Genomic DNA, 25,671 nt, shown 5'->3' with positions numbered 1-25,671 from the left:
CGCTTTTACTTGGGCGTGTTTCTTGCCGCAGTCAGTGGAGTTGAGGCGCGTTGATTAATAATATTGCCAAGGGTATAGGCCTGTAGCCTGATTTCATCATTGTTTAGCGATGAATACCCCATTAGAAACCCCTCACCTTGCTGCTCGCCCAGATAAAATTTGCTCAATGGTCGCATTGGCAGGCCTTGGGCGATCCCAGCGGTTGCCCATTTCGCTTCGCAGCCCGCCGGGCACCAGACGGCAAATTGCAGTCCGCCACTGGTGTTGATGGGCGTGAGCTGCGGGCAATGTTCGGCCAGCTGCGCCATCAGCAAATCGCGGCGGCTTTTATATAAGGTACGCATCTGGCGCAAATGGCTGGCGAAATGGCCGCCATGAATAAAATCCGCCGTCACCGCCTGCATCAACTGATTGCTATGGCCATCAAACGCAGTGCGCGCCAACGTAAACGGCGCGACCAATTCGGGCGGTAACACCAGATACGCCAGCCGGAGCGAGCCAAACAGCACCTTGCTAAATGTCCCCATGTAAATCACGCGGCCTTGAGTATCGAGCCCTTGCAGCGAGGGGAGTGGGCGCTGCTCGTATTGAAATTCACCATCGTAATCGTCCTCGATAATCCATGCCTTCATCGCCGCAGCCTGCTCCAGTAGCGCCATACGCCGTGTCAGGCTCATGGCGACACCCAGGGGGTATTGGTGTGAAGGCGTTGTGTAGATTAGCTTTGGTTTTGGGTACTTGGTACCAGTATGTTCATTGATCTGCATGCCTTCGGCATCAACCGGAATCGGGCAAATCGCCGCGCCAGCACTTTGCATCGCATTGCGTGCCCCCAAATAGCCGGGGTCTTCTAGCCAAACCGTATCGCCTGTGTCGATCAACAATTGCGCGGTGAGTTGGATCGCCTGCTGTGAGCTGCTCAAAATCACAATCTGGCTGGCATCGCACACCACATTGCGTGATTGCGCCAAGTAGCTGGCAATGGCGGCACGTAGCTCGGGCAGGCCTTGCGGATCACCATAACGCATCAGTTTTTCGCCGTCTTTTTTCCAGCGTTGCTGCATCAGCCTGCCCCACAGTTCGCGCGGGAAAGCGCAGCTATCGGGTTGGCCGGTAAAAAATAGACCATTGCTGACGGCGTTAGCCGAGTCGCGGCACGCGCCCATGTCGGCAATCGCCTGCCCGCGTTGTGATAATCCCGCTGCCGCTTTACGCTGCGCTGCGCTTTGCCGTTGCCCAGCAATTGCAACAAAGCTGCCCGCGCCGACTTTGCGCTGCACATAGCCTTCGGACTCCAGCCGTGCATACGCTAATTCGACCGTACTGCGTGAAAGTTGTAAATCGGCGGCCAGCGTTCGCGTCGCGGGCAAACGGCTGGCCAGCGCTAAATGGCCGTCGACAATCGCATGCCGCAAAGTGCGGACGAGTTGCTCGTGCAAGGGGAGGTTGGCTTGGGCATGACTGGCAAATAGCGTGGGGATAGCGGACATTGGTCTGGCCTACTTGCGTAAATTGGTTTGTAGTTCAAAACCATTATGCGCTTACAGTAGAGACATGACTAGACGCGCTGAGCGGATGTAAATGATGCGGGATTTTTACTTAACGCTGCACTTTTTTGGCTTGCTGATGGGGGCGGGGTCGGGCTTTGCCTTGCTGGTCATGGGTTTTGTCTTGCCGCGGATGGCAGACGCAGCGCGGCGCGAGATGGCGATTGGCTTGTTTACCTTGCGCTATGTTTCGTACGCCGGTTTGTTGCTGTTGATGGCTTCTGGTTTGTGTTTGTTGTATCCATTGTGGCCAGCGGTGCAGGGCTCACCTTGGTTGCACGCCAAGTTGGCTGCGGTTGGGGTGATCGTGCTCTGTGCTGGATGCGGCGTTCACGCCATGCGTCAGCCACAGCCAACTGCGGCCACATTTCGTCGGCTGGGCATGCTGGGGAAAATGAGCGCCGCAGGCAGTTTGCTGGTGGTGATGTGTGCAGTACAAAGTTTTCATTGATCAGGGAATGACCATGCAAATCCGCTTCGCAAGCGCCAACGATGCCGACGCCATTGCCCGCCTGCATGTGCAAAGCTGGCAGCAAACGTATCGCGGTACTTTAAGTGATCATTATCTGGATGAGTTGGCTCTCGCGGAGCGCAGCCTGATTTGGCAACAGCGCTTCAGTGCGCCTGCAATAAATCAGCGGGTGTGGGTGGCGTGTGACGATAAGCAGCTATTAGGGTTTTGCTGCCTGTATTTGGCCAAGGATGCGCAGTGGGGCTCGTATCTCGATAATTTACATGTGGCCGCTGGCGCGCAGGGTTTGGGGCTAGGTCGGCGCTTGATGGCGACGGCAGCTAGTGGTGTGCAGGAAGAGTATGCCAATCAAGGGCTTTATTTGTATTGTAATGAGAGCAATACATCCGGGCAGTATTTTTATCAGCGGCTCGGCGGACAAGTGTGCGGCAGTGAAATCTGGCACGCCCCCGATGGCTCTGCGGTAAAGGCGTTACGCTATGCATGGGCGAGCGCAACTGAATTAATCAAATGATAAGGAGCAAAAAATGAGCGCAGTTTTATCATCCGGTTTGGCTACACCGCAGGCGGCGGAGGCTTTCTTTACTGAGCAATTAAAATATCGTACTGATCCCGCTGATTTGGCTGCTGATTTGGTCGCAGGCGCGTCAGGGATTGTGGTGCTTGATACACGCTCGGTTGCGCACTATCAGGCCGCGCATATTCCGGGGGCGATTTCGTTCCCACATCGCACCATTAATGAAGAAAGCACCCGTGAGCTCGATCGCAGCAAAGTATATATATGCTATTGCGATGGCATTGGTTGCAACGGCTCTACGTGGGGCGCGTATAAAATGGCCAAGCTGGGTTTTCAGGTGAAAGAGCTAATCGGTGGTATTCATTGGTGGCAGCAGGATGGCTTGGCAGTGGCTACAGGGGAGCAACCTGGGGTATTGACTGAAATATCAATCCAGTGCGCGTGTTGATATGTATACCCCAAAACATTTTCAGTCAGTTGATCGCCAGAGCGAGTTGCAACTGATTGCTGACTTCCCGTTGGGCGCTATTACACATATTGGTGCTGCGGGGCTAGAGGCAAATTTGATCCCATTGTATTGGCATGACGATGGTAGTGAGTTAGGTGTATTGCGTGGTCATGTAGCGCGTGCCAATCCGCTGTGGCAACAGGCGGGCGCTGAGGTGCTGGTGCTGTTTCAATCGCCTAGTCAGTATATTTCACCCGGTTTTTACCCTAGTAAGGCGCGTGATCCGCGAGTTGTTCCGACCTGGAATTATTCGGCGGTGCAAATTCACGGCCAGTTAAAGCTGTTCGAATCGGGCGAGGCGCTGTTGCAACTATTGACTGAGGTTACGGCGCTGCATGAGCAGCAGCAAACAATGCCTTGGCAGGTCAGCGATGCGCCTGCGCCTTATCTGGAAAAAATGCTGGCGGCAATTGTCGGGATCGAAATTCAGATCCTGCAGCAATCCGGTAAATTTAAACAAAGCCAAAATCAAAGTGCTGAAAATCAGGCTGGCGTGCGTGCTGCTTTGACTGCCAGCGTTTGATGGTTGGCAGAGAGGGAAATTGCGATATGTATATTAATGAATTCGGTCAGCCGTTGGGCCCCTTAGTCGACAGCTGGAAAGGCGCGCGCTTTCCAATCCCAAAAATGTTGACCGGCTGGGGCTGCCGGCTGGAGCCGTTGGATGCCGCGGCACACGCGACTAGTCTCTGGCAGGCATTCAGTGCCGACAGTGGCGCAATGTGGACATACTTCAGTGCTGGCCCTTATGCGAGCTTGGCCGAATTTGAGGCAGAGCTACGTGAGCGTGCACAGCAAAACGATCCGCAGTATTACACCATCATCGATGCTAGCTCCGGCAGAGCGTTGGGGCTGGCCAGTTATTTGCGGATCATGCCTAGTGGCGGCAGTATCGAAGTGGGCTGGCTGCATTTTTCGCCCGCACTACAGCGTACCCGCTTAGCCACTGCAGCAATGGTGCTGATGATGGAATACGCATTTGAATTAGGTTATCGCCGCTATGAATGGAAATGCAATAATCTAAATGCACCATCCAAACGTGCTGCAGAGCGATTAGGTTTTACCTTCGAAGGTATTTTCCGCAATGCGACGGTCAATAAAGGTCGCAGTCGTGATACGGCATGGTTTTCTATTCTAGATAGTGAATGGCCAGCTTTGCGAATGGCCTACGCAGCGTGGTTGGATGATGCTAATTTCAATAGCGCAGGTCAGCAGAAACGAAAGTTAGCCGAATTTATGCCTCAGCAAGGCTAAAACTCAGCCCGCGCCAGCGGGCTGAGTGCTTTTCGGGGTGGGTTTTGCGCAGTTTGAGCGTTCGATTCAGGTTGTTTCTTCTTATTGCCTGCGGTTTTGGCCGGTTTTTCTGAGTTTTTGCGAGTTTTGTTGGTTGCTACACTGGTGCTGTGCGTTTGCATTTGGCGTTGTTTGCCAAAATACTTCGATTTTCGTTTCCTTTCCGATCAACCACTTAGCGCCTTTGTTCGCTTTTCTTCGTCGATAGGTGTTGACGTGTTTCAGGCTGGTGGGTATAGTTCGGCCTCTCTGCTGATGACGCAACGAAACGAAGCGATGCCAGCAACGATCTTTAACAATATACAGCCGATGAGTGTGAGTGCTTGATTCGTAAGTCGAAACAAGTGCTTGCACTCAGATGATAGGAAATAAACAAGACGAACTTTTTAAGTTTTTCTCGTTTCTTTCTTTGAGTATTGAAGTACAAGCCAAGTAGTAAAAATAGCATAGCGATTAAACGAAAGAGTTTGATCCTGGCTCAGATTGAACGCTGGCGGCATGCTTTACACATGCAAGTCGAACGGCAGCACGGACTTCGGTCTGGTGGCGAGTGGCGAACGGGTGAGTAATACATCGGAACGTACCCAGTAATGGGGGATAACTATCCGAAAGGATAGCTAATACCGCATACGCCCTACGGGGGAAAGAGGGGGATCGCAAGACCTCTTGTTATTGGAGCGGCCGATGGCTGATTAGCTAGTTGGTGAGGTAAAGGCTCACCAAGGCGACGATCAGTAGCGGGTCTTAGAGGACGATCCGCCACACTGGAACTGAGACACGGTCCAGACTCCTACGGGAGGCAGCAGTGGGGAATCTTGGACAATGGGCGCAAGCCTGATCCAGCAATGCCGCGTGCGTGAAGAAGGCCTTCGGGTTGTAAAGCGCTTTTGTCAGGGAGCAAAAGGTGGTGGCTAATATCCATCGCTCTTGAGAGTACCTGAAGAATAAGGACCGGCTAACTACGTGCCAGCAGCCGCGGTAATACGTAGGGTCCAAGCGTTAATCGGAATTACTGGGCGTAAAGCGTGCGCAGGTGGTTTGTTAAGCACGATGTGAAATCCCCGAGCTCAACTTGGGAATTGCATTGTGAACTGGCTAACTAGAGTACGGCAGAGGGGGGTGGAATTCCACGTGTAGCAGTGAAATGCGTAGAGATGTGGAGGAACACCGATGGCGAAGGCAACCCCCTGGGCTGATACTGACACTCATGCACGAAAGCGTGGGGAGCAAACAGGATTAGATACCCTGGTAGTCCACGCCCTAAACGATGTCAACTAGTTGTTGGGCTTTTCGGAGCTTAGTAACGCAGCTAACGCGTGAAGTTGACCGCCTGGGGAGTACGGTCGCAAGACTAAAACTCAAAGGAATTGACGGGGGCCCGCACAAGCGGTGGATGATGTGGATTAATTCGATGCAACGCGAAAAACCTTACCTGGTCTTGACATGTACGGAATCCTTTAGAGATAGAGGAGTGCCTTCGGGAACCGTAACACAGGTGCTGCATGGCTGTCGTCAGCTCGTGTCGTGAGATGTTGGGTTAAGTCCCGCAACGAGCGCAACCCTTGCCACTAGTTGCTACCATTCAGTTGAGCACTTTAGTGGGACTGCCGGTGACAAACCGGAGGAAGGTGGGGATGACGTCAAGTCCTCATGGCCCTTATGACCAGGGCTTCACACGTCATACAATGGTCGGTACAGAGGGTCGCTAACCCGCGAGGGGGTGCCAATCTCACAAAACCGATCGTAGTCCGGATTGCACTCTGCAACTCGAGTGCATGAAGTCGGAATCGCTAGTAATCGCGGATCAGCATGTCGCGGTGAATACGTTCCCGGGCCTTGTACACACCGCCCGTCACACCATGGGAGTGGGTTTCACCAGAAGTAGGTAGGCTAACCGCAAGGAGGCCGCTTACCACGGTGGGATTCATGACTGGGGTGAAGTCGTAACAAGGTAGCCGTAGGGGAACCTGCGGCTGGATCACCTCCTTTCAAGAGAAAGACCTGCGGGTCAAGTACTCACACTCATCGGCTGTAGATTTTGAAGATACAGAGACAGTGCTCAAGGGAACTTGAACACTACTCGGTTGGAAAGCTGGGTCAGTAGCTCAGTCGGTTAGAGCACCGTCTTGATAAGGCGGGGGTCGCTGGTTCGATTCCAGCTTGACCCACCACTTACCTGTAAGTGGAAACAGCTTAGTAATGCCAGATTGGGGGATTAGCTCAGTTGGGAGAGCACCTGCTTTGCAAGCAGGGGGTCGTCGGTTCGATCCCGTCATCCTCCACCAATCACAAGAGTTCAGAATTCAGTCAATTGACGAATCGTTTGATTCGGGTAATTGATTTTGTTCTGGTTTCTTAAATCGGAATGTCGCAAGACATCTGTATCGTTCTTTAACAAAATAGAAGAAGTAATATCTCCTAATTAAACAATGTGAGCATCAGGTAAAACTGATGTGAACAGTAAATAAATTGGGTTGATTGTATCTGCTAGTCGAAAGACTAGCCGTTGAATAGCCTGAGAAACTATTCAACAAGTCGTAAATACCGATACTCTAAACCGAGATCACGGTAAAACGTGTTTGAGGTTATAGGATCAAGCGAATAAGTGCATCTGGTGGATGCCTTGGCGATGATAGGCGACGAAGGACGTGATAGCCTGCGATAAGCGTGGGGGAGCTGGCAAAGTGCTTTGATCCCACGATTTCCGAATGGGGAAACCCGGCCCTTTTGGGTCATCCTTGACTGAATACATAGGTCATGTGAAGCGAACGCGGTGAACTGAAACATCTAAGTAACCGCAGGAAAAGAAATCAACCGAGATTCCCAAAGTAGTGGCGAGCGAAATGGGAAGAGCCTGTACGTGATAGCAGTCGTGTTAATAGAACGGAATGGAAAGTCCGGCCATAGTGGGTGATAGCCCCGTATATGAAAGCACAATTGTGGTACTAAGCGTACGAGAAGTAGGGCGGGACACGAGAAATCCTGTTTGAAGATGGGGGGACCATCCTCCAAGGCTAAATACTCATCATCGACCGATAGTGAACCAGTACCGTGAGGGAAAGGCGAAAAGAACCCCGGGAGGGGAGTGAAATAGAACCTGAAACCGGATGCATACAAACAGTGGGAGCGGACTTGTTCCGTGACTGCGTACCTTTTGTATAATGGGTCAGCGACTTACGTTCAGTAGCAAGCTTAACCAAATAGGGGAGGCGTAGGGAAACCGAGTCCGAATAGGGCGCACAGTTGCTGGGCGTAGACCCGAAACCAAGTGATCTATCCATGGCCAGGATGAAGGTGCGGTAACACGCACTGGAGGTCCGAACCCACTAACGTTGCAAAGTTAGGGGATGAGCTGTGGATAGGGGTGAAAGGCTAAACAAACTTGGAAATAGCTGGTTCTCCTCGAAAACTATTTAGGTAGTGCCTCATGTATCACTGACGGGGGTAAAGCACTGTTATGGCTAGGGGGTCATCGCGACTTACCAAACCATGGCAAACTCTGAATACCGTCAAGTGCGAGCATGGGAGACAGTCCTGGGGTGCTAACGTCCTGGGACAAGAGGGAAACAACCCAGACCGCCGTCTAAGGTCCCAAATGATCAATTAAGTGGAAAACGAGGTGGGAAGGCATAGACAGCCAGGATGTTGGCTTAGAAGCAGCCATCATTTAAAGAAAGCGTAATAGCTCACTGGTCGAGTCGTCCTGCGCGGAAGATGTAACGGGGCTCAAATTGATAACCGAAGACGCGGATATGTACGATGTACATATGGTAGAGGAGCGTTCTGTAAGCCTGTGAAGGTGTCTTGAGAAGGATGCTGGAGGTATCAGAAGTGCGAATGCTGACATGAGTAGCGATAAAGGGGGTGAAAAGCCCCCTCACCGAAAACCCAAGGTTTCCTGCGCAACGTTCATCGGCGCAGGGTGAGTCGGCCCCTAAGGCGAGGCAGAAATGCGTAGTCGATGGGAAACAGGTTAATATTCCTGTACTTGGTATTAGTGCGATGTGGGGACGGAGAAGGTTACCTCAGCCAACGGTTGGAAGAGTTGGTTTAAGTGTGTAGGTGTGTAGCTTAGGCAAATCCGGGCTACTTTAACACTGAGGCATGATGACGAGTCTACTTGTAGACGAAGTGAGCGATACCCTGCTTCCAAGAAAAGCCACTAAGCTTCAGCTAATATCGAACCGTACCGCAAACCGACACAGGTGGGTAGGAAGAGTATTCTAAGGTGCTTGAGAGAACTCGGGAGAAGGAACTCGGCAAATTGACACCGTAACTTCGGGAGAAGGTGTGCCTCTAGTAGGTGAAGGTGTACAACCGGAGCCCAATGAGGCCGCAGAGAAATGAGGGCTGCGACTGTTTATCAAAAACACAGCACTGTGCTAACACGAAAGTGGATGTATACGGTGTGACGCCTGCCCGGTGCTGGAAGATTAAATGATGGGGTGCAAGCTCTTGATTGAAGTCCCAGTAAACGGCGGCCGTAACTATAACGGTCCTAAGGTAGCGAAATTCCTTGTCGGGTAAGTTCCGACCCGCACGAATGGCGTAACGATGGCCCTACTGTCTCCTCCCGAGACTCAGCGAAGTTGAAGTGTTTGTGAAGATGCAATCTCCCCGCTGCTAGACGGAAAGACCCCGTGAACCTTTACTGTAGCTTTGCATTGGACTTTGAAGTGGTTTGTGTAGGATAGGTGGGAGGCTTTGAAGCAGGAACGCCAGTTTCTGTGGAGCCGTCCTTGAAATACCACCCTGACCCCTTTGAGGTTCTAACCTAGGTCCATTATCTGGATCGGGGACCGTGCATGGTAGGCAGTTTGACTGGGGCGGTCTCCTCCCAAATTGTAACGGAGGAGCTCGAAGGTCGCCTAGGTACGGTCGGACATCGTACTGATAGTGTAATGGCAAAAGGCGGCTTAACTGCGAGACCGACAAGTCGAGCAGGTGCGAAAGCAGGACATAGTGATCCGGTGGTTCTGAATGGAAGGGCCATCGCTCAACGGATAAAAGGTACTCCGGGGATAACAGGCTGATTCCGCCCAAGAGTTCACATCGACGGCGGAGTTTGGCACCTCGATGTCGGCTCATCACATCCTGGGGCTGTAGCCGGTCCCAAGGGTATGGCTGTTCGCCATTTAAAGTGGTACGTGAGCTGGGTTCAAAACGTCGTGAGACAGTTTGGTCCCTATCTGCAGTGGGCGTTGGAAGTTTGAGGGGGGCTGCTCCTAGTACGAGAGGACCGGAGTGGACTGACCTCTGGTGTACCGGTTGTCACGCCAGTGGCATTGCCGGGTAGCTAAGTCGGGAATAGATAAGCGCTGAAAGCATCTAAGCGCGAAACTAGCCTCAAGATGAGACTTCCCTAGGTCTATAAGACCTCTAAAGGATCGTTCGAGACCAGGACGTTGATAGGTCGGGTGTGGAAGCGCAGTAATGCGTTAAGCTAACCGATACTAATTGCCCGTGAGGCTTGATCCTATAACCTGAGACGCGTTGATATGACGTGATACAGTTGACCCAAAGAAATTGTTTGGTGAAGAGAAACAAGATTACTTCTTCTATTGATTTCGAGTGGTTGTGCATCAAGTACAGCTAACTCACCCAGTTTTGTCTGGTGACCATAGCGAGGTGGTCCCACTCCTTCCCATCCCGAACAGGACAGTGAAACGCCTCAGCGCCGATGATAGTGCGGATTGCCCGTGTGAAAGTAGGACATTGCCAGACTACCTTATTCAAATACCCAGCTCGGTGAGCTGGGTATTTGTTTATTGCAGTATTAGTAAGAACAAAACCTGATCAGATTTCGTGTTTTGTGAGCCAATAAATCGGACACAAAAGACCTACCAGTTTTGTTTGGTGACCATAGCGAGGTGGTCCCACTCCTTCCCATCCCGAACAGGACAGTGAAACGCCTCAGCGCCGATGATAGTGCGGATTGCCCGTGTGAAAGTAGGACATTGCCAAACTTCCCAATGCAGACCCAGCTCAATGAGCTGGGTCTTTTGCTATCTGTATCTGCGGAATGAAAAAAGCCCAACTCACTGGAGTTGGGCTTTTGTCTGACGAGATATTAATTAAATACCAAATCGCAGTCGTATCGGTTGCGGGATCTTATCAAACAGCGGCGAAAAATCGGTGGCATCCATCAGATTTTTCAGCTGTAAACCCAGCTCAGTATTGCCTGCAATGGTTAAGCGACGCTGGAAAAACAGCGTATCGGGGTCTTCCTGCCGGCGGGCGATAATCCAATAGTCGGCCAAGGTGGCGCCAAACGTCACATCTGGCGTTTGCGTGCTAGTGACAAAGCGGCCATTTTGAAAGCTATATGAGAGGCCACAGCCGATGTCGCTGGCTTGTAGCCGCACCGTGCGACCCTCCAGCCAGCTAAAGTCCTCTTCTGGCCATAATTGATGGCGTACTAAATTGAGCGTCGTGACCACACCAAAGGCTGGCGGCACTTCGGGCAGAAGCTGTAAAACGCGAATCACGGGTTGAGGGATTTTCATCACAATGCCTCCTGCGTGGATTGAATACCTGCTTGGCCATGCCAGTAACCGTTGACCAGACCTTCGGGGTTGAACTGCGCCCAATCTGCGTTTTGTTGCTGGGTATTGATCTGAGTGCTATATGCATCAATGATCTCCGGCGTATACTCGGCTTGTGGGCTAATGCGTAGGTAATCAATATTTTGCATCTTAGCAACATCATTGATCAGTGCATAGCATGCCGCCGATTGAGTTTGAATGCCGTTGATCCGCAAGAATTCCTTCCCTTCGCGGGTTTTGAGCAGCATACCATCGGCGTGCTCAATGCATTTAAATTCGCACGCATCTTTGCTCAGGTCAAAGTGGCGGGCGGTAAAGCAGCGGGCAGAAAAGGCTAGCGGCAGCCGGCCGTGGGCAAAAATCTCAGTTTCAATTTCCGCCGTTTTTTCGCTCAGGATGGCGGCCACGGTGTTCGCGCTGGCTTCCAGTGGGGCAACCCAGCGTGTTGCACCTGCATTGATATGCCAATCGAGCGCGGGGCCGTTGTAAATATTCAAGTGAGGCCCGGCAACGTAGGCGATGCCTGCCTCACGGGCGATGCGGATCGCGCCCAAATCATTGGCTTCCAATACGCCACCTGCTTGGGCTAGTTTGCGCAGGCTGGATAAATCCGAGCCCGACTCCAGCACTGCTTGCGAGCTGTAAATAATCTGCTTACCACTTTGCGCTAGTTCGGAGCCCAGTGCCAGCCAGTCAGCGGTGCGAAGCTCATGACGGCGTGCGCAAACGACTTCACCTAAATAAATGCTGGCCACTGGCCAATCGGCCGCTTGGGCATAAAAATCGAGCACTTGCTGTTTCGGCCAGTAGTACAGCAATGGGCCAAGAGTGAGTTGCATCGTTATCTCCAAGGTCGGCTGTAGGCGCCGAGAGTTTGCTGATGGCCTTCCGATACTTTAGTCAGCGCTTGCTGCCACGCGGGTTTCACCGAATAGCGTGCATCACCAGCGGCATCAATCGCGGCACGCAGTGTTTTGGTGACTTCGGCGGTGTAGGCTGGGCTACGTTGTCGGCCTTCGACTTTGATCGCACGAACACCGATGCGTAATAGCTCAGGTAGCACAGATAAAGCGTTCAGGCTGGTGGGTTCTTCCAGCGCGTAATAGGTGGCATTGTTAACTTCAAACCTCCCTTTGCACAGCGTAGGGTAACCGGCGGGTTCGCCTGCTTCAAAATGGTCGATTAAGATGCCATTGAGGCGTGTATCCATGGTATCGCCTTGTGGGATCCATTGAACATGGCTTGCAGGTGAACACACCCCGTGGGTATTAGGTGATTCACCCGTCGCGTAGCTCGATAAAATGCAACGCCCTTCGGCCATGACGCACAAGCTGCCAAAACCAAAGACCTCGATCTCAACTGAGGTATTTTTGATGACGTATTCAACCTGCGGTAATGTCAGTACGCGCGGCAGGACTGCGCGACGGATGCCGAAATAATCTTGCGCCAGATTCACCGCTTCAAAATTAGTCGCCGAGCCTTGCACCGACAAATGGCGATTGAGCTGCGGATGCACGCGCATTGCATAGTCAAGCAAGCCCAAGTCGGCCAAGATCACGGCATTGGCGCCGGCATCGGCGGCTGCATCAATCGCTGCGTGCCATTCTTTGACACGACCCGCTTGTGCGTAGGTATTGATTGCCACCAGCACTTCGCGGTCGCGTGATTGCGCGTACTCAATGCCAGTGCGGATTTGTGTATCGGTGAAATTAAGCCCAGCAAAGTTGCGGGCATTGGTGGCGTTTTTAAAGCCGAGATAAACAGCGTCAGCGCCATGATCAACCGCGGCTTTAAGCGCGGGCAGGCTACCGGCAGGGCAAATCAGTTCGGGCAAATGCGCAGACATAGCAGCTCCCAGTTTGCAGATAGCGCAGCTTAGGTGGACTGGCTATGCATTGCCTTAATGCAGGTCAAGTTTTGCATGACTCAGTTTGGTGCATTAGAGGTAGGCAAAAAGCAGCAGAATAGGAGTTGAGGCGTAAAAAGACCGTAATTTGCAAAAATTTAGTAAATTAATTAGGCAATTAGTGCAAAAGCGGCTTGGCGTTCGCGCTGTCTTGCTAGAAAATACGGGTACGAATTATTACTAGCTACAGGCACACCACGACTACCCGTCGTCGGTCGGACACCTAGAAGGGACTACACAATGAATATCGCAATGATCGGTTTGGGCAAAATGGGCGGCAATATGGCGCGCCGTCTCGCACGCGGCGGAGCCAATGTGTTTGGCTTTGACGTGAGCGCAGAGACGCGTGAAGGTTTGGCTAAAGAAGAAGCCAACTTCCGTGCGTTTGCGTCTGTGCCTGAGCTGATCGCCGCGCTGCCAACGCCACGCGTGGTATGGCTGATGCTGCCATCGGGTGACATTTCTGAAGCTGCGTTTGCTGAAATGAAAACCCTGCTCGCTCCGGGTGATTTGATTATTGATGGTGCGAACGCGATGTACAAAGACAGCCAGCGCCACGCGGCTGAATTGGCTGAGCTGAACATCAAGTTTGTTGATGCTGGCGTTTCTGGCGGCGTTTGGGGCCTGCAAAACGGCTATTGTTTGATGTTTGGTGGCGATAAAGACGCCGCAGAAATCGCGACGCCATTTATGAAAATTTTGGCACCAGACGCAAGCCGCGGCTGGACACACACCGGCCCTGCGGGCTCTGGTCACTACACCAAAATGCTGCACAACGGTATTGAATACGGCATGATGCAAGCGTTTGCTGAAGGCTTTGCAATGCTGAAAGCGAAGAAAGAATTTGATCTGGACGTGGCTGAAATCGCTGAAACTTGGCGCCATAGCTCGGTCGTGCGCTCATGGTTGCTTGACTTGGTGGCGGAATCATTCTCGCATGACGTTGAGTTGGCCGACTTGAACGCCTACGTGCCTGATTCTGGTGAAGGTCGTTGGTCAGTGCTGGAATCGGTTGAGCTAGGTGTACCTGCGCCAGTGATGGCTACTAGCCTATACGCGCGCTTTGCTTCACGCGGCAACGACGACTACGCAATGAAAATGTTGTCGCTGATGCGCAATGCCTTTGGCGGTCACGCCATGTCTAAAAAGTAAGCGCTGAATAAAAAGTGCTGAAAACCAAAAACGCCATCATTGATGGCGTTTTTTTATGCCCACATTCTCGCCATTTCTTGGTAATACCGCGATAATTGCGACTCTTTGATTTTCTTCTGGAAAACGCGCCATGCATCATCAGCACATGCTCAAATCTTATGTTTATCACGGCCTGACGGCTGGTCCTAAGTTGGTGGTACTTGGCGCGGTGCATGGCAATGAGATTTGTGGCTCGATCGCAATTGAGCGCATCATGCGCGAGCTCGATGCGGGCGAATTAGTGCTGCAACGCGGCCAGATTACTTTTATTCCAGTTACCAACCCGTTGGCGCACGCTAAAAACGAGCGCAATGGCGATCGCAACTTGAATCGCAATCTGCGCCCCAATGCGCTGCCGCACGATTTTGAAGACCGCATTGCCAATATGTTGTGCCCGATTCTGGAGCAGCAAGATGTATTGCTCGATCTGCATTCAACGACCAACCCGCCGGGCGAGCCGTTTATTATGCTTGGGCCAGAAAATAACGACGGTGAATTGTCGCCATTTTCTCGCGCCGCCGAAGAAGAAGCACTCGCCGTGCGCCTTGGGCCTAAACGCATTGTGGAAGGTTGGCTGGAAACCTATGCCGAAGGCGTAAAAAATCGCCTCGCCCATAGCAATGCCAGCGAGCGCGCGCAAATGCTCAGCACCGACCCAAGCTACGGCGTCGGTACCACCGAATACACGCGCGCCCATGGCGGTATTTCGCTGACCTTGGAATGCGGGCAGCATCTGGATGCCGATGCGCCCGAAGTGGCCTACCAAGCCATTCGCAATACCATCGCCCAGCTGCACTTGGCTGATTTGCCTGCGCCTGCCGTGCAAACCGAGTTTGAATTGCTCAAGCTGACACAAGTCATTGATCGTCATGATCAGGGCGATGCCTTTGTGAAAACGTGGGCGAGCTTTGACAAGCTGCATGCTGGTGATCTGATCGGCCACCGCGCCGACGGCAGCGCTGTGACCGCGCCCGCCGATGGCTATATCCTGTTCCCGAACCCCGCCGCTAACCCAGGCAACGAGTGGTTCTACTTTGCGCAGCACAGTGATCGACTGGTCGATGGGATGAAATCTACTCGTTATGCTTAATAGGGTATAACCCGATAACACTAGTATTGATTGACTTGTGGGTACATACGTTAAAGCCGCTGAATTAATTCAGCGGCTTTTTGTTGGAGTCTCAATTGGAAATAATCTAGGGCTGTAACTGACTATATTCGAGGCTCATTGCTCGGGATTAGGATTTTTTCCACCTACAGGCTGATATTGACCGTTTTTATAGCGAAAAACCTGTTTTTGCTTGATCTCATTGAGCGTCGATTGAATCTTGATCAGTGTTGGATCATTTTCAGTTGCACCAACTTCACGGCTTAATTCAATTTGGTGTTCTTGTTTGCCATTAAATTCGACAATCACATCGCCAGGCTGATGGCCTTTGGCATCAATATGCCATTTGCCAGTTATGTCATAACATTCGTGTGCGCTGAAATGATCTTCTTCGAGTTGGCGCTCAATGGCTTTGCCTACTGCTTGACTCATTGTTGCTTCACAATCACGCGATTCTACATTGCTGGAGCTAAGGCTTATCGCTGTATTCAATAATGGCTTAATTTCAGACTGCCCAATCTCAAACAAATTAAGGTTGGTAAAGCATTCGCCTTGAAAACAATCCGAACTTTCAATCGAGATGGCAAACCGAGTTTGATCCAAGCGGATTACTTTAGTCTCGTCAGGCTCGCCATATTTACCTGCAGTAGCGACTTCGTCTTGTTGAGAGACGAATGTCCAAAGGTCTTTATCTTTCTTAAACCAGAATGCGCTGATAATACCCGGTGAAGCATGACCACCCGCAATTTCTCCGGTTTGATCGACGAGTGCCGAGCCGGTGATCATGACGGCATGATCCGCATCGAGCTGTACGACTTGCTGCGGAGTAATTCGGTAGCGTAATTCGTTTTCGGCAGGGGTAGAGCTGGTTTGTACTTGATCGCTGGGCTGGTTAATATCTTGAATCTGATTTTTACCTTTTGGCTCCCAAGTCGGGAATACCAACTTCATTAACTCTTCTCTATTGAGGCTTTTAGCGCCCGGCGTACTGGGTGAGCAAGCACTGAGTATGGCCGCGATGAGCAACGTGCTGATGATGGTGTGAAGTCGAGGCTGTTTTGGACTGTGCGGTGACATAGATACCATAGAGGAATTGATGTTCAACGCCCCTATTGTATCTTTTTCTAAACTTACATTCTGATGATGGCGCTTGTGGGTGTGGCAAAGATCTCAGCTAGCGCTTAATCATTGCTCAACCATACCGCTGTTGCGCCACGACCGCCAAGCCACAACCCACACTGCCAAAATGGTCGCCTTCAACCGCGCGAGCGACGGGGAAGGCCGCGGATAGTGCGCTGCGCAGTGCCGGTACGGCGGATGAGCCACCGGTGAAAAAAAGCGTATCGACCGCATCGGGCGCGACGCCAGCTTGCGCCAGTGTGGCCAAGGCCGACGCGCAGACGCGGCGGGTTTCTTGCGCAATCGCGTTTTCAAACGTATCGCGGCTGATATTGGCCATCAGCCCCTTTTCGGCTTCGACCAGATCGAGTGCGACGCTGAGCTGATTTGATAAGCCGATTTTGGCTTCCTCGACGCGCATGGCCAGATGGTGTCCGGCTTGCTGGCGAATCACGTTCAGCAGCCGCTCAAAGCGCACTTTATCGACCACTTCAGGTGAAATATCTTGGAAAGTGCGCCACATTTTGCGCGTGTAGGCAAAGTTAATCGTGTGCCAGGTGGCAAGCTGGAAAAACACGCTATTGGGAAATTCGGCGTTATTGGTCAGCAAGGTGCCCATGCCCAGCTCGGGCATTACGCCGGAGAGCGACAGGCGTTTGTCGAAATCAGTACCCCCGATATGTACACCGCCGCTGGCCAATAGATCTGCTGATCGGTCGGCCATACCCCTGCGTTCGGGTGACAGGCGGACTAGTGAGAAATCCGATGTACCACCGCCGATGTCGACGATGAGTACCAACTCTTCTTTTTCAATTCGCTGCTCGTAATCGTGCGCAGCAGCAATCGGTTCGAATTGAAAGCTAACTTCTTTAAAACCCAAACCGCGGGCGATCTCGGCCAGCGTAGCTTCCGCTTGATCATCTGCTGCCTTATCATCGTCAACAAAATGCACCGGGCGACCAAGCACGACTGAATCGAAAGAACGACCTGCCGATTGTTCGGCGCGGGTTTTCACTTCACCGATTAAGTGGCCGATCAGGTTTTTAAACGATAAATGTCGCCCGCCGATTTCGGTGCCGGCATCCATCAGGCTGCTGCCAAGCAGGCTTTTCATCGAGCGCATCAGACGGCCTTCATAGCCTTCCAGATATTCGGCCAGCGCGGCACGACCATAGGCCATCGTGTCTTCTTCCAGATTGAAGAACACCGCGGAAGGTAAAGTAAGTTTACCTTCTTCCAATGCCAGCAATTGGGCGCCTTGCGGGGTAACAATACCGGCGGTCGAGTTGGAAGTGCCAAAGTCAATGCCGCAAGCGGACGCGAGGATTTGAGTCATGAAATAAAGCCGAATGCCTGAAATGAGATGCCGCAGCCATTGCATTCGCAATGAAAACAGGCAAGAAGGGCGTGGAAGACTACGCTGCTTGGGCGATCGCGTCAAATCGGCCAGCCTAACGTAGCCAAGGCGAGCTGTGAGCTAGCTCACCGTATGAAAGATGGGTAGGAGGGCAGAGGTGAGCCTTGTACGGATTTAGCGCCGAAATCGCGCTCTGTAAGTCGTCGTTTTGCAATACAATATCATTTAGAAGCGTTTTCGACTTATTTCCCTGGGCAAGCAATGATTTTTTTCTGTGGCGACACGCATGGCCGGTTTGAGCATGTGATCCGCGCGGTGCAGCAGCACCGGCCGGACGCCATCGTTTTGCTCGGCGATATTCAGGCACCCAAGCCGCTGGATGAAGTCTTGGCGGAAATTCTGGATATGACCGAGGTATGGTATATCCATGGAAATCACGATACCGATACCTTCTATGACTATACCCACCTGTTTGAATCAAAATTAGCTGATCGTAACCTGCATGGTCGCGTCGTGGAAATTGCCGGTAAACGCGTTGCTGGGCTAGGTGGGATTTTCCGTGGCCAGATCTGGATGCCACCTGCGCACCCCAATTACCCTAGTCAGGCGCATTATCTGGCACATTGCGGGCAAAGCAATTACTGGCGTGGTGGCTTGCCGCGCAAACATCGTAGTACGATTTTCTACACTGATTACCAAGCATTAGCGCTGGAAAGCGCCGATATTCTGGTGACGCACGAAGCGCCAAGCTGCCATCCGTATGGTTTTCATGCGCTCGATCAATTGGGGCATAAACTCGGCGTACAGCGCGCTTTTCACGGCCATCAGCATGACTGCCTCGATTATCGCCCGCATGATTTGCGGCTGGGCTTTCAGGCCTACGGTGTAACCCTGCGCGGGATCACCGATGAAAATGGCAATATTATTGACGCAGGTATCTTGCCCGAATAAATCCGTGGCTACCCAGCCTTGCTAGGGGTAGCAGATGATTGTTGGTTCATCTGGGATTCAGTTGTATCCATCGATAATGGCGCTATCGTATTTAGGAGTAGCGGCCATGCATCTATTTTTCAGCCGATTATTGTTAGCCTTTGGTGTGTGTATTGTATTGGCAAGCGGAGCACACGCTGCGGATGTCGGAGTTTCACTGCGCGTCGGTGACCCCAATTTCTATGGGCAAATTGAGGTTGGGCAGCGGGTACGTCCCACACTGATTTACGAGCAGCCGCAATTGATTCATCGTTCCCGCTATCAATACGAGCCCATTTATTTGCGCGTTCCGCCGGGGCATGCCCGCCATTGGCAACGGCATTGCAGTGCATATCGCGCCTGCGCGCGCCCCGTTTATTTTGTGCAGGATCGCTGGTATCGCGATGCATATCGCCCGCGAGATCATTGGCGTGGGAATGATTGGCATGGTGGACGTCACCATCATCGTGGGCGCGATGATTAAGCGGCGAGAACTAGGTGATTATCCCATTTACGTTGGGTATAGCCTGCTAGCTCAATTAAATTATGGCTTTGGGTGTTATACCGGTAGATTCCGCCTGTCTCGCTGCTGATCCACGCTTGTTGGCCTTGGCTTGCAATGCCAGCGGGACGCGGGATTGCTAGGGCGGGAAGAGGGCTGCCATCGCTGCTCCAGCGGGCTAATTGATTGCCACGCATGGCGCTGATAAGAAATTCATTGCCCACCGCGGCGATGCTGGCACCATAGCCCATTAAATCGGGTGCTTGTGGTGCCAGCTCCAACTGAGCAGCTTGCGGGCGTAATAAAGCGAGTAAGGGCGCGTTCCGGTGTTGCTGGACTAGAGGGTATTCAGCCTGCAGTGCAATGCCTAGTGTGCCATCGCTGGCCAGCGCCAAATGCCGCAGGCTCAGAGCTTTGTCTGCAATGGTAAATTGGTCAAGTAACTTGCCTGATGGCCATTCGATCAGTGCAATGCTGGGATTCATACTGCCGCGATTCAGTTTGGTACGGCCGGTTTCCGGTAAGGTCAGAATACCGCCATTCGCTACGGCAAGTATCCTGTTAGGCACTAACCACAGCAGCTCATGCGGGCCAATACCCCCAGAGGGGATCTCAGCGAGCCGCTTTAGCGTTGCCGTTTCGTAAACGCCAATCAGCCCTGTGCTATTTTCGTCGTTATTTTCAGTGGTCAATAAGGTTGACCGATCTGTACTGAGCAGACCATGGCCAAAGAAATGCCGATCAAACGCAGCTTGCTGCAATTGAATCAGCTCACCACGCTGCCAATTAATGCGGGCCAGCCATTGGCCTAAGCGCCGACTCAGGACGATAGCCTCCCCAGCAGGGAGCGGCAAAATACCATGCCCACGACTCGGTAAGCCGACGATATTGCTGCCGAGTGCCCCAAAGCTTGATTGCTCGTCATCCCAGCTGGCACTCAATAAGACAGGCGGTTGTTCTCCTGCGCATACGTGGGTGGATGCCAGTGATAATGCGCTGATTTGTAGCGAACTACGCAGAAAGTCACGCCGAGTTAGCATCTTGGCTTAGTCTCCATCACCCTCGGTAAAGCCGAGGCTTAAATCGAGTTTTTCTGCAATTTCATCCTGTAGGCGTTTTTTGAGTTGCAACAGGGCTTTATTGCAGCTGAGGCGAGCTTTCGCTGGGGCTTTTTCGAGGGTATCTGGCAGCTTACTGCATTGCGCTTGCGCCTCACCTAAGTCGGCCTGCATGGCTTGGGCGAGCTTGCTGTGCCCCGATTCAGCTAGCTGCCGATTAACGCCGCGCATAGCTCGCTCAAATCCGCCAAGCTGGGCCAGCAATTGCGCTTTGGCACTATTGCTGCGCCATTCGGCAAATTGTTCGGCGTTTACGGTTTCTGCAGCGGGCATCCGTTTGCTCAGCCCCGTCAGGCTGGCGATCATCAGATTCACGTGCTCGGAAAACATATTTTGCCGAAAGAAGGGGTTGTCTGCGCCAAGTTGTTCGCGATAAATTCGCCAGCCATCATCGAGGGTATGTATCTCAACAGCAATTGATTTGCTGGTTGTTGCTAGATACCCACAGCGGACAGGGTTTTTTAGCTGGTTCAGAATCGGGCTGTTAGGGGCATCGCCCCACAGCAAATATTCCATTGCCGCCAAGCCTTGGGTGGCAACATTGCTTGGACCACCCTGAATGGCGGCTTCCAGCTCCGCGACCCGGACGGGACGAAAATCAATTTTGCGGCCTAAGCGGGCGAGCACCATGGGGCCTGCGGGGGCCCCGTCCAGTGCGCGCCATGCTGTGCTGGTGGCCAGCCATGCCGCACGCACTGCTTTAAGTTTATTGGCATCGGCTTGTTCGCACAGTGCCGCACTGCTGGTGACGAGTTGATCGGCGGCTTGGCCTAGTGCTTGTTGTCGCGGTAAATAGCCTTCATCTAGCCAGGCTTGCGCCCATGCGGGTGTGGGTACAGGGCCATTGCTATCGGGCATCTCTGCAGCGAGGCTGTACGCACTAGCAAGACTAACTAGGGCGCCAATCAGGAAAGTGGCTTGACGTATGAGCGGTGACATAGTTGGCCTTATAAAGAATTGAGGAACGTCAGCAGGTTTTCTCTATCCTGCGCCGTGAGTTTTAGTACATATTGCTTGCTGGCCTCGGCTTCGCCGCCATGCCAGAGTACTGCTTCCATGAGGTTACGCGCGCGGCCATCATGCAAGAAACGTGTGTGACCGTTGACGGTATGCACCAGCCCCAAGCCCCACAGTGGTGGGGTTTTCCATTGGCGACCATTGGCGCGGCCATCGGGTCGACCATCGGCCAAACTCTCTCCCATATCGTGCAGCAGCAAGTCGGTGTACGGATAAATAGTCTGGTTCGCCAGCTGTGGGATGGCTTTGAATTCGCCAGTTTTGTAGCTCGGCGTATGGCAGCTGACGCAATTGGCGTCTTTAAAAATCTGCTTGCCGTGCAGCACGGCGGGGCTGTCGGCGTCGCGGCGCGTCGGGACAGCCAGCGTTTGCGAATACAAAATCACTTGTTTTAGCGTTTTGTCGTCGATCTCCGGCTTACCGCCGCTAGGGGCTTTTTTGCAATCGGTTTGCGCTGGCATGCAGTCTTCGTGCGGATTAATGCTTGAGGTAATGCCGATATCGCCCAAGAACGCACCGGCGCTTTGGTGGCCAATCGAGGCGACATTGGCTTTCCAGCCAAAGCGGCCAATCAGCTCTTTTTTGGCAAAGGCGTCGTACACGTAGTTGGGCTCGCCATTGATGCCTTTATTGTCCGCCTTTTGCTTGGCGGCGTTGGCGAGGATCTTGGCCTCGGGTATGGCCTCTAGCAGCCCAAGCCCAATCATTTGTGGGGCAATACGGGGGGAGAGCATAATGTCTTTATGCATTGGTCCATAAGCCAAATCACTGATACGGTAGTGTGGCTTGAGCAATTCGTACTTGGTGCCATCGGCAAACTGGCTAGTGATCGTTTCGTATTTGATTTGCACTTGGCCTTCGGGTTTGACGTGCGGAATAGCACGGTTATTCAGTTGGCCGCCATACACCGGATCGGGCTTCTGGCCGGGAATCGACAGACGAATCAGCAAGGCCATTGGCTGCTCTTGCTGGATGCCATTGCTAAAGTCGGGCGGTGCGCCGCGACCATCGAGCGTGTGGCAGGCGCCGCAAGATTGCGCTACAAAGTGCGGGCCGAGGCCATCGCGCGCCTTGGTGGACGACGGCGCTTCCACCCAAGCTTTTTTAAAGAAGGAATTACCAACCACAAAATCGGTTTTTTGCTGATCGCTGAGGCCCGGGTAGGGTAGCGAAAAGGCGTTTTTGCCGTGATCGTCGGTGGTGCCGACCTCGCCGCCGGGCAGCTCTTCGCTTGGCGCATACTGCGCCAATAAGGCTTGGCCTTCATAGGCCAAGACTGACCCTGCCAATACGATAGCCGCTAGGGCAAGTTTGCTGTGCATTGCTGATTCCCTGTAATAACAAAACCCCAGCTCGACATCGCTGAGGTTTTAGGTCAAGGTCATTGATCATGACCTTGACGATTATTTGTGCCGCTGGTGTTACACGCCCGTGTTCAAGCGTTTAATGCCCAACTCTTTTGCGGCATTGACTAGCTCTTTCGTTTGATTTTTAAGTGATTCAACTACGGCTTGTACCCGCTTGCGGCCGGCGGCGTCTTTTTTGCCGACGATTTCGCGATCAAATGGTGCTTCAATGGCTTCAGCTGCTTGTACGGTGCTGAGCATATTGGCGCTAACGGCATCTGCGACGCTGGCATTCTTTTGCGCAACCAAGGCTTTTAGGCTCGCCCCTTCAAGCACTTCGCCATTCCGACGCACAAAGCGGCCTTCCCAGACGTTTTGAATGCCTTTGGCGTTCACAACGATGTCGCGGTGGGTGTTATCTGAAAAACACGAATGTTCATCTTCTTGATTTTGGGTATCTAGGGCGACTTCGATACGCTCACCCGCTAGCTCACCGCGGCTGAGGGTGCCCAAGCTAGTGAAAATTTTCTTAATGCTGTCCTGCCCACCTTGCTCAAACTGCGCACGGTAATTGCGTTGACCGGCTTGCCATTCTTTTTCTACGCTGGCGAGGTCATTAATGAGCATTTGGGTTACTAGCTTGAGGTATTCTGCACGGCGCTTGGCATTTGGGGCGCTGCTGTAGTCGCTAAATGGACGCTGACCCGCGCTATCGCGGCTTAAATCTTGGCCCCAGAGCAAAAACTCAATCGCGTGCCAGCCGGTGGCGATGTTTTCCTCGCCGCCGCGCTCGTTCAGGCTACGTAGTTTGGCTTCGGTAATCGGCGTTTTGCTATTGATAATGCCTGCTTTGGGTTTGCCTTTCACATAGTCGATATAGGCTTCGTCGAGTGGCCAGGCGTTCATAAAACCTTCTGGCCCAGTGTCGCTATCAATCGGGCCGCCATAAAAGCGGAAGGCTTCGGTCTGCCCATACCATTCGCGGGCTTCGCGCCAGGCTGCTTGTGCCGCTTGCTGCGTTTCAGGCGACGGGTTGGCCAGGAAAGCGTTGATTTTGCTTTGCATGTCGCGTGCACTGGCTAGGCTATCCTGATATCCCGCCGATACCAGGCTGCCATATTGGCTCAGTACGGTTTGTGGTGTGATGTCTACCGCCTGTACGGCAGATGAGGCAATCAGACCTGCACTAAATAGCGCGAACAGCAGTTTTTTCATGGCAACACTCGGCAAGCAATCAAAAGTGTATGAATGCTAAACCTTTAGAAATGCAAACGCAAACGATTCTCGTTGCTGTATTGAACTAAACCGGAGTTGGCTTGTCGCCAGTGAATGAAATAAACGCATAATGGCCTGTCAATGCTAAGGGGTATAGCTTGGCAGGCCAATTCAGATTTGGATTTCTAGTAGGTACTGCTGAATTAATATACGGAAGCTTCACCTTCCGGCCGAGTTTTAAAGCGGCGGTGTAGCCAGAAATATTGGCTGGGGTGATCAAGTACACGTTGCTCAATAAATTGATTCATTCGCAAGGTATCTGCCGTGACGTCTTCACTTGGGTAGTGCTGCCATGCCGCTTCATAGCGAACCACCAGATGATCGGCATATAGCGTCGTGACCATCGGGATGACCTGTGCATGGCTGATTTTGGCGATGCGGGGCAATGCGGGCGTTGTGGCGGTAGCTACGCCAAAGAAGGGCACAAAAATGGAGTCTTTGGGGCCCAAATCTTGATCGGGCAAATAATAAAACGCCACGCCCTGTTTAAGGGCTTTCACAATCGGGCGAATGCCTTCCGAGCGTTTAACCAGTAAAGGTTGGTGAAAACGGTTGCGCAGGCGGTAGCTAATCTCATTGAAAGCACCCCGTTGTGAGGCCAGATAGGCCGAGCCATGATGCTCCATCGAAAAGCGCACCCCGCCAAAATCCAAGCCTAGAAAATGCGGTGATAGCAAAATGACCGGCTTGCCTGCGGCCTGAGCTAAATGCTCAGCACCTTCAACCCGCACCAATTTTTCCAGACGGCGTGGGCTGCCCCAGTACAATATGCTGTACCCGAGCATCACATGGGCCGACTGGCAAAAATGCTGGCGCAGCAGTCGTGCGCGCTCAGGCTCGCTCAAATGTGGCAGGCAAAGTCGTAAATTGACCGCGCCTATTTTGCGGCGCCGCGACAGTAAGTGATACAGCAATAAGCCAATAGGCTGGGCTATCCAGCCCATCACGCGAAAAGGAATCCAGTGAATAAGCCACAGCAGGGCAGCTAGCAGACGAACGCTCATGGCTGCACCTCAGGTCGTGGCGGGGCACCAGCCGGGCCTTTGTAACGCTTGTAGCTCCAGAAATATTGCGCTGGAATTTGGCGGATTAAGTCTTCAACATTCTGATTGAGTAATGTGGCGTCGTGCTCGGCATCGCCGGTAAATTCACCAACAAAAGGTTGCACATGAAAACGGTAGCCACGGCCGATACCTAGGCGCTCGGTGTAGCAGGGCAGCACAATCGCATTGCTGGCCTTGGCCATTTTGGCCAATAGGCTCATGGTGTACGCGGGCTTTCCAAAGAATGGGGCCCATACCCCCTCGCCACCACCTGGCGCTTGATCGGGTAATAGGTAGGCAACGCCACCTTGTTTTAAGGTTTTGAGCAAAACGCGTACGCCCGAGGCATTGGCTGGTGCTGGCTCGGCACCGCCGCGCGAACGTGAATAAATCATCAGTGGTTCGAGGTAGGCTTGTTTAGGTGGGCGGTATAGTGGTGCAAGCTTTTTCGGGACTAGCCCTGCGACGCATACCCCAGTCATTTCTAGTGCGCCCAAATGTGGGGACATAAAAATAATCGGCCGTCCTGAGGTGATGGCAGCTTCCACATGCTCCCAGCCACGCTTTTCTTTGACCAAGGTCAGCAGCTCATCAATCGGTCTCATCCAGTGTGGTAAAAATTCTAATGCTGCAACACCATGTGCAGGAATACTTGACTTGATTAATCGGTTATAATCAGCGTTGTTTTTTGCGATCGCACTTTGTTTTAGATTGGCTCGCAGGATGCGGCGGTGACGGGCAGAGCCCCACCAGACCAGCCAGCCTACGATCCAGCCTAGCGCTTGCAGCAAGGGCAGTGGCAGTCGGGCAAATAATTTTGAGAGCGTCAGCAGCATGT

Annotated in this window: 21 protein-coding genes, 2 tRNA genes and 4 rRNA genes; 15 read left to right on the top strand and 12 right to left on the bottom strand. The window is 52.6% G+C overall.

Annotation, left to right across the window (positions count from 1 at the left end; genetic code table 11):
* Nucleotides 1-5 precede the first annotated feature (5 nt).
* Entirely contained in the window at nucleotides 6-1,490 is a 1,485-nt protein-coding gene (gene pdxR, locus HZU75_RS06785; RefSeq protein ID WP_180308380.1) for a MocR-like pyridoxine biosynthesis transcription factor PdxR, read from the bottom strand.
* 91 nt (nucleotides 1,491-1,581) lie between these two features.
* Here pdxR and HZU75_RS06780 point away from each other — a divergent pair, with 91 nt between their 5' ends.
* From HZU75_RS06780 to rrf (HZU75_RS06730), 11 genes are all read left to right on the top strand, one after another.
* Complete coding sequence (locus HZU75_RS06780) at nucleotides 1,582-1,998, top strand: hypothetical protein (protein ID WP_180308379.1); 417 nt, start codon at nucleotides 1,582-1,584, stop codon at nucleotides 1,996-1,998.
* A 13-nt stretch (nucleotides 1,999-2,011) separates the two neighbouring features.
* Nucleotides 2,012-2,533: a GNAT family N-acetyltransferase gene (locus tag HZU75_RS06775; protein WP_180308378.1), complete on the top strand. Its 522-nt coding sequence runs from the start codon at nucleotides 2,012-2,014 to the stop codon at nucleotides 2,531-2,533.
* A 13-nt stretch (nucleotides 2,534-2,546) separates the two neighbouring features.
* Nucleotides 2,547-2,984: a rhodanese-like domain-containing protein gene (locus HZU75_RS06770; protein WP_180308377.1), complete on the top strand. Its 438-nt coding sequence runs from the start codon at nucleotides 2,547-2,549 to the stop codon at nucleotides 2,982-2,984.
* Between the two features lies 1 nt (nucleotide 2,985).
* Nucleotides 2,986-3,567, top strand: a complete 582-nt coding sequence (locus HZU75_RS06765) for an FMN-binding negative transcriptional regulator (RefSeq protein WP_180308376.1) — start codon at nucleotides 2,986-2,988, stop codon at nucleotides 3,565-3,567.
* Between the two features lie 26 nt (nucleotides 3,568-3,593).
* Nucleotides 3,594-4,298: a GNAT family N-acetyltransferase gene (locus HZU75_RS06760; protein ID WP_228028220.1), complete on the top strand. Its 705-nt coding sequence runs from the start codon at nucleotides 3,594-3,596 to the stop codon at nucleotides 4,296-4,298.
* Nucleotides 4,299-4,792: 494 nt separating this feature from the next.
* Nucleotides 4,793-6,326: ribosomal RNA gene (locus HZU75_RS06755) — 16S ribosomal RNA — on the top strand.
* A 105-nt stretch (nucleotides 6,327-6,431) separates the two neighbouring features.
* A tRNA-Ile gene (locus tag HZU75_RS06750) sits at nucleotides 6,432-6,508 on the top strand.
* A 38-nt stretch (nucleotides 6,509-6,546) separates the two neighbouring features.
* Nucleotides 6,547-6,622 (top strand) — tRNA-Ala (locus HZU75_RS06745).
* A gap of 306 nt (nucleotides 6,623-6,928) precedes the next feature.
* A 23S ribosomal RNA gene (locus HZU75_RS06740) occupies nucleotides 6,929-9,815 on the top strand.
* Nucleotides 9,816-9,947: 132 nt separating this feature from the next.
* Nucleotides 9,948-10,061: ribosomal RNA gene (rrf, locus tag HZU75_RS06735) — 5S ribosomal RNA — on the top strand.
* A 128-nt stretch (nucleotides 10,062-10,189) separates the two neighbouring features.
* A 5S ribosomal RNA gene (rrf, locus tag HZU75_RS06730) occupies nucleotides 10,190-10,303 on the top strand.
* Together the 16S, 23S and 5S rRNA genes with 2 tRNA genes alongside form the textbook arrangement of a ribosomal RNA operon.
* 108 nt (nucleotides 10,304-10,411) lie before the next feature.
* Here the strand turns inward: rrf (HZU75_RS06730) and ubiT are convergent.
* Genes ubiT through ubiU form a run of 3 tightly spaced genes read right to left on the bottom strand, consistent with a single transcriptional unit; the run spans nucleotide 10,412 to nucleotide 12,728 of the window.
* Nucleotides 10,412-10,843, bottom strand: coding sequence for a ubiquinone anaerobic biosynthesis accessory factor UbiT (gene ubiT / locus HZU75_RS06725; RefSeq protein ID WP_180308374.1), 432 nt, complete (start codon nucleotides 10,841-10,843; stop codon nucleotides 10,412-10,414).
* On the bottom strand, nucleotides 10,843-11,721 hold the full coding sequence (locus tag HZU75_RS06720; RefSeq protein WP_180308373.1) for a U32 family peptidase: 879 nt from the start codon (nucleotides 11,719-11,721) through the stop codon (nucleotides 10,843-10,845). The genes ubiT and HZU75_RS06720 overlap by 1 nt, the downstream gene beginning before the upstream one ends.
* A 2-nt stretch (nucleotides 11,722-11,723) precedes the next feature.
* Entirely contained in the window at nucleotides 11,724-12,728 is a 1,005-nt protein-coding gene (gene ubiU, locus HZU75_RS06715) for a ubiquinone anaerobic biosynthesis protein UbiU (protein WP_180308372.1), read from the bottom strand.
* A gap of 300 nt (nucleotides 12,729-13,028) precedes the next feature.
* Between ubiU and gnd the strand changes: the two genes are divergently transcribed.
* Both gnd and HZU75_RS06705 read left to right on the top strand, forming a co-directional pair.
* Nucleotides 13,029-13,940 carry a phosphogluconate dehydrogenase (NAD(+)-dependent, decarboxylating) gene (gnd, locus tag HZU75_RS06710; protein ID WP_180308371.1) on the top strand — a complete coding sequence of 304 codons (912 nt, stop codon included), beginning with the start codon at nucleotides 13,029-13,031 and terminating at the stop codon, nucleotides 13,938-13,940.
* A gap of 130 nt (nucleotides 13,941-14,070) precedes the next feature.
* Complete coding sequence (locus HZU75_RS06705) at nucleotides 14,071-15,069, top strand: succinylglutamate desuccinylase/aspartoacylase family protein (protein ID WP_180308370.1); 999 nt, start codon at nucleotides 14,071-14,073, stop codon at nucleotides 15,067-15,069.
* Nucleotides 15,070-15,204: 135 nt separating this feature from the next.
* Here HZU75_RS06705 and HZU75_RS06700 read toward each other — a convergent pair whose 3' ends face one another.
* Together HZU75_RS06700 and HZU75_RS06695 are read right to left on the bottom strand one after the other, a co-directional pair.
* The gene (locus HZU75_RS06700) at nucleotides 15,205-16,038 is read right to left on the bottom strand and encodes a hypothetical protein (RefSeq protein WP_180308369.1); all 834 of its coding nucleotides are present in this window, start codon (nucleotides 16,036-16,038) and stop codon (nucleotides 15,205-15,207) included.
* A 241-nt stretch (nucleotides 16,039-16,279) separates the two neighbouring features.
* On the bottom strand, nucleotides 16,280-17,542 hold the full coding sequence (locus HZU75_RS06695; protein WP_228028219.1) for an Hsp70 family protein: 1,263 nt from the start codon (nucleotides 17,540-17,542) through the stop codon (nucleotides 16,280-16,282).
* Nucleotides 17,543-17,824: 282 nt separating this feature from the next.
* Between HZU75_RS06695 and HZU75_RS06690 the strand changes: the two genes are divergently transcribed.
* Nucleotides 17,825-18,514 carry a metallophosphoesterase family protein gene (locus HZU75_RS06690; RefSeq protein ID WP_180308368.1) on the top strand — a complete coding sequence of 230 codons (690 nt, stop codon included), beginning with the start codon at nucleotides 17,825-17,827 and terminating at the stop codon, nucleotides 18,512-18,514.
* A 106-nt stretch (nucleotides 18,515-18,620) separates the two neighbouring features.
* A complete protein-coding gene (locus HZU75_RS06685; RefSeq protein WP_180308367.1) occupies nucleotides 18,621-19,016 on the top strand; it encodes a hypothetical protein in 396 nt (131 codons plus the stop codon).
* On the opposite strand, the gene HZU75_RS06680 is transcribed toward HZU75_RS06685, so the two are convergent.
* From HZU75_RS06680 to HZU75_RS06655, 6 genes are all read right to left on the bottom strand, one after another.
* Nucleotides 19,013-20,074 (bottom strand): DUF1513 domain-containing protein, encoded by a 1,062-nt coding sequence (locus tag HZU75_RS06680; protein ID WP_180308366.1) that lies wholly within the window; start codon nucleotides 20,072-20,074, stop codon nucleotides 19,013-19,015. The two genes, HZU75_RS06685 and HZU75_RS06680, sit on opposite strands and share 4 nt — an antisense overlap.
* Before the next feature lie 6 nt (nucleotides 20,075-20,080).
* Nucleotides 20,081-21,091 carry an imelysin family protein gene (locus HZU75_RS06675; RefSeq protein WP_180308365.1) on the bottom strand — a complete coding sequence of 337 codons (1,011 nt, stop codon included), beginning with the start codon at nucleotides 21,089-21,091 and terminating at the stop codon, nucleotides 20,081-20,083.
* Between the two features lie 8 nt (nucleotides 21,092-21,099).
* Complete coding sequence (locus HZU75_RS06670) at nucleotides 21,100-22,491, bottom strand: di-heme oxidoreductase family protein (RefSeq protein WP_180308364.1); 1,392 nt, start codon at nucleotides 22,489-22,491, stop codon at nucleotides 21,100-21,102.
* A 99-nt stretch (nucleotides 22,492-22,590) separates the two neighbouring features.
* On the bottom strand, nucleotides 22,591-23,730 hold the full coding sequence (locus HZU75_RS06665) for an imelysin family protein (protein ID WP_180308363.1): 1,140 nt from the start codon (nucleotides 23,728-23,730) through the stop codon (nucleotides 22,591-22,593).
* Between the two features lie 203 nt (nucleotides 23,731-23,933).
* Entirely contained in the window at nucleotides 23,934-24,794 is an 861-nt protein-coding gene (locus HZU75_RS06660) for an LpxL/LpxP family acyltransferase (RefSeq protein WP_180308362.1), read from the bottom strand.
* On the bottom strand, nucleotides 24,791-25,669 hold the full coding sequence (locus tag HZU75_RS06655) for a lysophospholipid acyltransferase family protein (RefSeq protein ID WP_180308361.1): 879 nt from the start codon (nucleotides 25,667-25,669) through the stop codon (nucleotides 24,791-24,793). Before HZU75_RS06655 ends, HZU75_RS06660 begins: the two co-directional genes overlap by 4 nt.
* Nucleotides 25,670-25,671 lie beyond the last annotated feature (2 nt).

The organism is Chitinibacter fontanus (genome assembly GCF_013423785.1).
Classification (GTDB): domain Bacteria; phylum Pseudomonadota; class Gammaproteobacteria; order Burkholderiales; family Chitinibacteraceae; genus Chitinibacter; species Chitinibacter fontanus.
The sequence above is the reverse complement of the archived record's forward strand: the minus strand, read 5'-3'. Positions and strand labels throughout refer to the sequence as shown.